Annotated in this window: 2 protein-coding genes and 1 pseudogene; all 3 read left to right on the top strand. The window is 69.5% G+C overall.

The annotated features are described in order from the left end of the window. A partial coding sequence (locus tag CCN72_RS34295) for a DUF881 domain-containing protein (protein WP_086812235.1) occupies nucleotides 1–714 on the top strand: 714 nt, incomplete at its 5' end. Continuing rightward, complete coding sequence (locus CCN72_RS34290) at nucleotides 711–1,043, top strand: small basic family protein (RefSeq protein ID WP_003988855.1); 333 nt, start codon at nucleotides 711–713, stop codon at nucleotides 1,041–1,043. The genes CCN72_RS34295 and CCN72_RS34290, both read left to right, overlap by 4 nt. A gap of 4 nt (nucleotides 1,044–1,047) precedes the next feature. Further along, nucleotides 1,048–1,889: pseudogene (locus CCN72_RS34285) on the top strand (DUF881 domain-containing protein). Nucleotides 1,890–1,955 lie beyond the last annotated feature (66 nt).

The raw sequence follows: 1,955 nt of genomic DNA, 5'->3' as shown, positions 1-1,955 counted from the left end.
GTGGCCAAGGAGCACCAGGAGCTGATCGACCGCGTCGACAAGGAGACCGCCGACGCGGACAAGCTCCAGAGCGGCGTCGACAAGCTGCGCGACGACGTCAGCGCGCGCCAGCGGGCGGCGCTGAGGTCGAGCGGCGGCAGTGCCGAGGCGGACCTGGTGGGCATGCTGTCGGGCGCCACCGAAGTGCACGGTCCGGGCATCAAGCTGGTGGTGAACGACGCCAAGGAGGCCAGCACCGGCGGTGACGGCACCAACCCGCGGGAGACCGCGGGGTTCTCCGACACCGGCCGGGTGCGCGACCGTGATCTCCAGCGTGTGGTCAACGGGCTGTGGGCGTCCGGCGCCGAGGCCGTCTCCGTCAACGGGCAGCGGCTGACCGCCCTGTCGGCGATCAGGGCCGCCGGAGACGCGATCCTGGTCGACAACAGGCCGCTCGTGCCGCCGTACACCGTGCTGGCGGTGGGGAACGGACCCCGGCTGAGCAGCGACTTCCAGAACAGCGGCGACGGGCTGTATCTGCACGCCCTGGAGCAGAACTACGGCATCCGCGCCACCATCTCCACCGAGCACGACGTCCGGTTGCCCGCCGCGCCGAGTGTGATCGTCCGCACGGCGCAGCCGGTCCCCGACAGCGCCGACGCCAAGAACAGCAAGAACGCGAAGAGCAGCAAGAGCAGCAAGAACACCGAGAAGACGGAGAAGGGCACATCGTGATCGCCGTACTGGGCCTCGTCGTGGGAGTCGTGGCCGGCCTGTTGGTCCGGCCCGAGGTTCCGGCGGTCGTGGAGCCTTATCTGCCGATCGCCGTCGTGGCGGCGCTGGACGCCGTCTTCGGCGGTCTGCGGGCCATGCTGGACGGCATTTTCGACGACAAGGTCTTCGTCGTGTCGTTCCTGTCGAACGTGGTCGTGGCGGCCCTGATCGTTTTCCTGGGCGACAAGTTGGGCGTGGGCGCCCAGCTGTCCACGGGCGTCGTGGTCGTCCTCGGTATCCGCATCTTCTCCAACGCCGCCGCGATCCGGCGGCACGTCTTCCGGGCGTGAGGCGATGAGCGACAACCAGCACAACGACGGCGAGCACGGCGAGCGCGACGGCCATCACGGTCACGCGCACGGCGAGCACGCGGCCCGGCCGGGCGACCGGTTGCGCAAGGAGCTGCCGGCCGAGGTGCCCGCCCCGGCGCCCGGAGCGGAGCAGCGGCCCACGCCGCGCCCCGAGGAGTCGTTGACCGGCCGTCAGCGGCTCGTCAAGGGGCTGTGGCCGCCGCGTCTGACCCGGCCCCAACTCATCGTCGCGGTGCTCCTGTTCGGCCTCGGTTTCGGCCTGGCCGTCCAGGTGGCGTCCAACAGCGACACCGACAGCGCGCTGCGCGGCGCACGTCAAGAAGATCTTGTTCGTATCCTGGATGAACTGGATTCGCGTNNAGCTCCGACCAGGCCGCGGAGGCACGCAGGCAGACCGCCGAGAAGGAACGGCAACTCGGCATCCTGGCGGGCACCGTGGCGGCTCAGGGTCCCGGCATCACCATGACGATCGAGGACACGAAGGGGACGGTCCAGTCGGACATGCTGCTCGACACCATCCAGGAGCTGCGCGCGGCCGGCGCGGAGGCGATCCAGGTCAACGGCGTGCGCGTGGTGGCCAACACCTACTTCGCGGACGCGGGCAAGAGCGTGAGCGTGGACGGGAACAAGATCAACGCCCCTTATCGTTTCAAGGTCATCGGCAAACCGCAGGATCTGGAGCCGGCGCTGAACATCCCGGGAGGCGTGGTGCAGACTCTGGAGAAGGAGCAGGCCACGGTCTCCGTCGCACAGTCGGGCAAGATCGTCGTGGACGCCTTGCGGCAGGCGAAGCAGCCTGACTACGCTCGGTCGTCCTCCCAGTGAACCGGCGGTGCATGGGGGTGGTCCGGCAGGGGCATGAGGTTGCGGGGGGTCGGCGCACCGACGAGG

It is taken from the genome of Streptomyces murinus (assembly GCF_002154555.1).
GTDB lineage: Bacteria > Actinomycetota > Actinomycetes > Streptomycetales > Streptomycetaceae > Streptomyces > Streptomyces murinus.
Note: the sequence above shows the minus strand (reverse complement) of the source record. Positions and strands in the feature narration are given on the sequence as shown.